Genomic DNA, 6,512 nt, shown 5'->3' with positions numbered 1-6,512 from the left:
GTTCATCCGAACTGTCGGTATCACCCGGGCCACCATGAGGATCGGGCTGGCCAATATCGTCTACAACATGCGCCGCTTCCTCTTCCTCGAAAGGTTGAACGCGAGCGCGTAGTCATCCAGCGGGAGGGCAGTCCCCGATCTGCTCAAAACGCAGATCAAAAGCTACCCCAAAAACCGTCAATCAAATCGCCAAAACCCTGAAATCACGAGCCAGGCGCATCAACCAACGGTTCTTCGATCCCTCCATCTGTAATGTCAGCATGCTGACACCTTGCGTGGGCTTATTTCCAAGGGGAAGGATAGCATTTCCGTTCGTCCAGCGTGCTGTATCCTGTTCTGGGGCGTGCCAGCCGATCAAAGGGGCATCCTGAAGATGGGTCATAATTTCTTCCATCCTGCTTGCTGTCAGCATCATGACTTGCCCTATCAGAACCCCCAGATGCCGGCGGTCATTTACGAAAGGACCAATCACATCACTCGGTCGGCTGGAACGTGACATGAGACGGACGGTGCTCGTGCCGGGAGGGATCATGAATGATAATGTTTGATTCCCTGTCTGGCGAACGGGGTGGAGCATGCAGCCAGAGTTAGTCACAAGGTAAAGTGCATGGTCATGGGTCATCTGCCCCTGCGATGCATCATTACGCCTGTTGGTAACATCAGCAGCCCGTTGCATCAGAGCCTTGAACAGGGGCTCTACAAAGTCGGTTTTGACTTCAAGGGGAGCGGCAGCATCGCCGTCCCATGTTTTGGCATGAGAATGCAGCGTAACAATATTGCCATCTGATACAAAAGAAGACCGATTTCCGGTATCCAGATAGCTTTCTGTGAGTGCACCATCAGCTATAATTACAGAATGTTCTTCTGTTTCAATGTGATAGTAATCATAGCTGGTTATGCTGTGGTCATAAAAAATACTTTTACCGTTCACCAGCATACGGACAGGTACAAAGCACCCTTCCAGAAAAAGGCAATGCTCGGCGGTTATCAGCATATCCTGGTAGGGAACGCCATCAGCAAGAGCATTTTTCAGAATTCTAACCGGATAACCAGCCTCATCATCAGAAAGGCCGTTAACAACAGTTTTCCGGCTTTTTCCAACCCATACAACGGAACGCTCACAGTCCAGTCCGTCAATGTGCGCCAGAACTTTATCGCCTGTATGAATATTTTCTACGGCCACATCGCCAGAAGTCGTTCGGATTTTTACACCGGGCAGGAAGCAGGCAGCGGGGGTTGTGTCTGTAAGCAGCCATCCTGTTGTGCCATCCTGTACGATGGTGACTTCGGTCGGAGGGGTATATCCGGGAGTCATGTTCACTTCGGGATATGAAATGCTACGCCCGTCTGTCAGTTCGACTGTCAGGCAATAGGATCCATCACTATTCTGGGTATAAGAGGCTGAAACAGGTTCTGATGAAGTGCCAAGAATACCAAAACGAGTGTTTCCAGATACACCATTGATAACAGTATTCTGTTTGTTTCCGTCATTGTTGGAATATTTATCGTTGATATAAATTGTATTAACGGTATCTGGATCAACGTTGATCGTACCGCCTTCTCCCCACAGATTGGCGAGAATGGAACTGTTCTGCTGTAGGTTGACCGTTCCGCCAGAAACCGTAATGGGGTTGGAGAGGGTGCCTAGTGAGGCGTTGATCAGGTTGATCGTGCCGCCATTATTAATCTGGTCGTTGTCAAAAATGACATTGCCATGATTGTTGAGGATGGTCAGCGTGCCAGCTTGTACATTGATCCCGCCGAGTTCCACTTCTGCAGGCGTGTCAACAATAATCGTTCCAAAATTTTCAAGACCGGCAGTCGCAAAACATACCCGTTGCTGTCACCGTTTTGATACTGGGCGGTAATTTTGAGGGTGCTGTTCTGCCAGACGCTGAGGCTGCGGATCTGGTTATAATAAGGAGCATTGGCCACCACAACGTTGGGCGTCTGGTCGTCATAATATCCGACGTTCACATCCGCATTTTGCTCGCTTTGCGGAATGGCCGGTGCGCCCCCTGTGGGAATTTCACTGGCCGGCACAGGCTGGTTTTCGCTGTTATACAGCGTCCAGTTGGCAGGATCGCTCCAGTCGCCTCCGGTGGCAGGACCTGTCCAGCGCCAGTTGGCATCATGGGCATGATAGCCAGAGCCCTGAGTGATATACTGGGATGTATCACCACCAGCTGATTCTGCGTCTGCTGCGATGGCAGCCAGAGAGGCATGGAGATCATTCGTGCTATAAGATGGAACTGTGGCGTGAGTTGTATCTTCTAGCAGCCATCCTGCCGTGCCGTCCTGCACGATGGTGATTTGTACAGGGGGAGTGTAGCCTGCGGCCATGTTGACATTGGTATATGCGATGCTGCGGTCGTCTGTCAGATGAACTGTCAGAGTATAAGACCCATCGCTATTTAAAGAGTATGTTGCTGAAACGGGGGTGGAGGACGTGCCGAGGAGACCGAAATGGGTGTTTTCAGACACACCATTGATAACGGTATTCTGCTTGTTCCCGTCATTATTGGAATATTTGTCGTTGATATAAATCGTATTAACGGAGTCTGGATCGACGTTGATCGTACCGCCTTCTCCCCACAGATTGGCGAGAATGGAACTGTTCTGCTGTAGGTTGACCGTTCCGCCAGAAACCGTAATGGGGTTGGAGGTTGTGCCGAGGGAGGCGTTGATCAGGTTGATCGTGCCGCCATTATTAATCTGGTCGTTGTCAAAAATGACATTGCCATGATTGTTGAGGATGGTCAGCGTGCCAGCTTGTACATTGATCCCGCCGAGTTCCACTTCTGCAGGCGTGTCAACAATAATCGTTCCAAAATTTTCAAGACCGGCGGTCGCAAAAACATACCCGTTGCTGTCACCATTTTGATACTGGGCGGTAATTTTGAGGGTGCTGTTCTGCCAGACGCTGAGACTGCGAAGCTGGTTATAATAGGGGGCGTTTGCCACTATTACGTTGGGAGTACCGTCATAAGATCCGACGTTCACATCCGCATTTTGCTCGCTTTGCGGAATAGCTGGCGCGCCCCCTGTGGGAATTTCACTGGCTGGCACAGGCTGGTTTTCGCTGTTATACAGCGTCCAGTTGGCAGGATCGCTCCAGTCGCCTCCGGTGGCAGGACCTGTCCAGCGCCAGTTCGCATCATGGGCATGATAGCCAGAGCCCTGAGTGATATACTGGGATGTATCACCGCCAGCAGATTCGGCTTCCAAAGCAATGTCGACAAGGTAATGATGTAAGTCATCACCAGTATGGTGGTGTTTGCAAGAGGGGGTATGTTTATTCATTTTATTTCGCCGATCAGAAATTAAAATCCTTGCGACTTTAAATACAGATTAAATACTCGCGAAAAGATACCATATGGTAGGAGGCTTTTTTAGGAATTAATAATTCTAATTATTGAGAAATAATTCCGTTTTTATTGAGTTGAAAGTTTTTGTCTAATTTTTTATATTTTGAAAAATATCAATCCATTTATAATGGGTAAGCCTAAGGACTCTTTCCTGAATTTAGTCTTTCTGCGCTATCCACAGAGCATGATTGGCTGCTTGAGTTAGGAAAAAGCCAGTTTTGATACTGGCTGTATGCGTTCAACTGGCGGCTAGGCCAGTTAGCATGCCCTGAAACATGCCTCCTGCGGAATTAAACACTCCGCCCACCCGGCGGCGCTGCCAGACGCGCTGCCAGAACGCTGCCTGCCGCCTGTTTTTTGCCGCGGACCACGGCTGTATCGAGTGCGGAGAGAAAGGCGGAGCGGTCTTTTTTGGTAAAGCTCTTGCCGCCGCCCAGCATGGTTCCGGTGGAGCGGAGGTCTTCCATCAGGTTGCGCATGGCCAGCGCCATGCCGATGGCGTTTTCATCCAGAATGCGGCCATTGGGGTTCAGCACACAGGCCTTTTTTGCCACGCAGCGGGCGGCCAGCGGGATGTCTGAGGAAATGACGATGTCATGCGGTTTGACGTGCTCGGCAATCCAGTCATCCGCCACGTCCATGCCGTCCGTTACCACAATGCGCTCAATCTGCGGGGAGGCCGGGGCAGCCAGCAGGTGGTTGGAAACTACATAGGTTTTCAGCCCGTGGCGTCCGGCCACCTGATAGGTTTCATCCCGCACCGGGCAGGCATCGGCGTCTATAAAAATACGTATCATGGTCTGAGTCCTATGCCGTGCTGCCGCATGGGTGCAAGGGATACGACGGGTGGACTGCACCTGCTTGCAGGGGCCGCGGCGGCCAGTAAGGCAGCCAGAGGTGCGTCATCTGCCCCGGAAGCTGCGGCAAAGGGGATAGCCCGGCGGTGGCAGTTTGCGGTAGGGAAGGGGCTGAACACGATAGCTCAAGGTTTTATATGCGCACTCCCCGTTCTGGCCGTCCGCCTCGCCGCTCGCGCGGTGCTTCTCCCGCTGGGCGCGAGGGGGGCGCACCCGCTGGCGCCTGCTGGCTGTTTGGCACCCATGCCGTGGCTGCCGCTCTGGCTAACCCGAACCGCGTGTTCCAGCGCCTGCTGGTGACGGAGCCCGAGCATCCGGCGCTCCTGGCCGCAAAAGAAGCCGGGGCTGTGATCCGCATTGAGCCGGAAATTGTCCAGCGTGCCCGTCTGGATGACATGCTGGGTGAGGACGCCGTGCATCAGGGCGTCGCCGTGCTGGTCAAGGCGCTGCCTAACCTGACGCTGGAAGAAGCGCTGGAACGCCCCGGCCCGGTGCTGGTGCTGGATCAGGTAACGGACCCGCGCAATGTGGGCGCAATTCTGCGGTCTGCCGCTGCCTTTGGTGCAGCCTGCCTTGTGGTGCAGGACCGCAACGCGCCGGAAGAAACCGCCGTGCTGGCCAAGGCCGCGTCCGGTGCGCTGGAAACGGTGCCGATGGTGCGGGAAGTCAATCTCTCTCGCGCTATTGAGGCCCTGCAGAAAGGCGGCTGCTGGACAGTCGGGCTGGATGCGGGCGGTGGCCTGCTGGATGGTCCGTCCTTCAAAGGCCGCCGTGTGGCCCTCGTGCTGGGGGCGGAAGGCAAGGGCCTGCGCCGCCTGACGCGTGAAAGCTGTGATGAAATTGCCGGGCTTTACATGCCGGGTGAGATGGAAAGCCTGAACGTGTCTGTGGCCGCAGCCGTTGGGCTTTATGAGCTGGCGCGTGAACGCATGCCCAGCACATACCAGCCCCCGGCCACAAAGAAGCCCACGTAAGAGCCAATATCGGCGCCGTCCAGCCAGCGAGCGACGGGGCCGGTGTAAAGCTGGCTGTCAGAAAACAGCAGGATGGTCAGCACGGAGGTCACGGCAAAAATCGTGGCCCCATAGGTCCAGCCCGGTGGCACCGGGCGCGGCTGGCGGGTGCCGCAATACCAGTCAGCCAGCACAATGCCGATCCACGGCGCAATCCAGTACATCGTGACCAGAAGGTAATCCGTATAAAGCGCGGTGTAACGCCCGGCACCCGCCACGGCCAGCCCATAGCCCAGCAATGCGGTCAGGATGGCAGCGGCAACACGCGGCACATGCAGCCCAGCGGAAATCAGACTGTAACTGGCTGTATTATCGTTAAACGAATTGCCGGTGATGGAAGACAGCGCAATCGCTGCCAGCGCCACAGCCCCCAGCGGCCCCATGGCTTGCTGGAGTGAGGCAATGACGGCAGTAGGCGAGGGATTGGCGACGCTCCCGGCGCTAATCAGCCCCAGAATCTGGAACGGAATAGCCGAACTCAGCAACCCGGCCAGCGCCAGCCAGACCACTTTTTTCGGGTTGGTATCGGCAGGCAGATACCGCGTGTAGTCCGAAGAATAGGAGGCCCAGGAGAGGTTGAAGCTGACCAGAATCCCCGTGGCGAGCAGGAAGGTGGAGAGGCTGACCGGGTGGTGGGCTGCAATGGGAGCAGAGCCGCGCACGGCAAACACCACGCCCATCAGAATGAACGTTACCAGCAGCAATCCGCCCAGATATTTCTGCACGGCCTGCACCACATGGTGCCCGTAAATGGAGGCCACCATCTGCACGGAGGCCAGAACAGCGAGTGCGAACCAGAAGGGCAGGGAAACGCCCGCCAGCATCAGCAGCGCCATCAGGGCTGTGGCGGCGGGCACGTTGTTCACCGCGTCCCACCCCACGCAGTAAATCCAGTTGAGGAAAGCCGGAGGGCGCACGCCAAGCCGCCCCAGTGCGCGGCGGGAGGCTTCCATCTGCGTCAGGCCGGTGGCCGGACCAATGGAGGCGGCAAGGGCGACTGGCAGCGCGCCAATCAGGTTGCCCAGCAGGACCGCCAATACGCCAGTCTTGAAGTCCAGCCCCAGACTGATGAGCAGCGCCCCCGTCACCCAGCCGCCCGGCCCCAGATTGGGGGAGAAGTGGCTCCAGAAGACCTTGTCCAGCGCCATGGTCTTCTGGTCCGCAGGCACGGGCTCCCGCACGGAGGCTTCGGAAAGATCCTCCATCAGGTGGTGCTGGCTGGAGGCAGGGCCGGAAGAGGCGGGGGGCGTTGTCATGCCGGGTCAGGTCCTGAA

Annotated in this window: 5 protein-coding genes and 1 pseudogene; 2 read left to right on the top strand and 4 right to left on the bottom strand. The window is 55.7% G+C overall.

The annotated features are described in order from the left end of the window. Nucleotides 1-112: pseudogene (locus tag KP703_RS10360) on the top strand (IS5/IS1182 family transposase); the annotation flags it as partial. Between the two features lie 69 nt (nucleotides 113-181). On the opposite strand, the gene KP703_RS10355 reads toward KP703_RS10360, so the two are convergent. The 3 genes from KP703_RS10355 to KP703_RS10345 form a co-directional block, all read right to left on the bottom strand. Further along, the gene (locus KP703_RS10355; RefSeq protein WP_215754758.1) at nucleotides 182-1,771 is read right to left on the bottom strand and encodes a Hint domain-containing protein; all 1,590 of its coding nucleotides are present in this window, start codon (nucleotides 1,769-1,771) and stop codon (nucleotides 182-184) included. Then, a complete protein-coding gene (locus KP703_RS10350) occupies nucleotides 1,732-3,303 on the bottom strand; it encodes a hypothetical protein (RefSeq protein ID WP_215754756.1) in 1,572 nt (523 codons plus the stop codon). The genes KP703_RS10355 and KP703_RS10350 overlap by 40 nt, the downstream gene beginning before the upstream one ends. Before the next feature lie 355 nt (nucleotides 3,304-3,658). Beyond that, complete coding sequence (locus KP703_RS10345) at nucleotides 3,659-4,165, bottom strand: YaiI/YqxD family protein (protein ID WP_215754754.1); 507 nt, start codon at nucleotides 4,163-4,165, stop codon at nucleotides 3,659-3,661. 197 nt (nucleotides 4,166-4,362) lie between these two features. Here KP703_RS10345 and rlmB point away from each other — a divergent pair, with 197 nt between their 5' ends. Further along, nucleotides 4,363-5,199, top strand: a complete 837-nt coding sequence (gene rlmB, locus KP703_RS10340; protein ID WP_215754753.1) for a 23S rRNA (guanosine(2251)-2'-O)-methyltransferase RlmB — start codon at nucleotides 4,363-4,365, stop codon at nucleotides 5,197-5,199. On the opposite strand, the gene KP703_RS10335 is transcribed toward rlmB, so the two are convergent. Continuing rightward, on the bottom strand, nucleotides 5,133-6,494 hold the full coding sequence (locus KP703_RS10335; RefSeq protein WP_252353999.1) for a cytosine permease: 1,362 nt from the start codon (nucleotides 6,492-6,494) through the stop codon (nucleotides 5,133-5,135). The genes rlmB and KP703_RS10335 overlap by 67 nt on opposite strands. Between the last annotated feature and the right edge of the window lie 18 nt (nucleotides 6,495-6,512).

The organism is Acetobacter sp. P5B1 (assembly GCF_018811985.1).
Classification (GTDB): domain Bacteria; phylum Pseudomonadota; class Alphaproteobacteria; order Acetobacterales; family Acetobacteraceae; genus Acetobacter; species Acetobacter cerevisiae.
This window is presented reverse-complemented; position numbering and strand designations above follow the sequence as displayed.

What these genes read in the sequence shown, in the direction of transcription:
- rlmB (WP_215754753.1), top strand. Translation starts at nt 4,363, where the DNA reads ATGCGCACTCCCCGTTCTGGCCGTCCGCCTCGCCGCTCGCGCGGTGCT.
- KP703_RS10345 (WP_215754754.1), bottom strand. Translation starts at nt 4,165, where the DNA reads ATGATACGTATTTTTATAGACGCCGATGCCTGCCCGGTGCGGGATGAA.
- KP703_RS10350 (WP_215754756.1), bottom strand. Translation starts at nt 3,303, where the DNA reads ATGAATAAACATACCCCCTCTTGCAAACACCACCATACTGGTGATGAC.
- KP703_RS10335 (WP_252353999.1), bottom strand. Translation starts at nt 6,494, where the DNA reads ATGACAACGCCCCCCGCCTCTTCCGGCCCTGCCTCCAGCCAGCACCAC.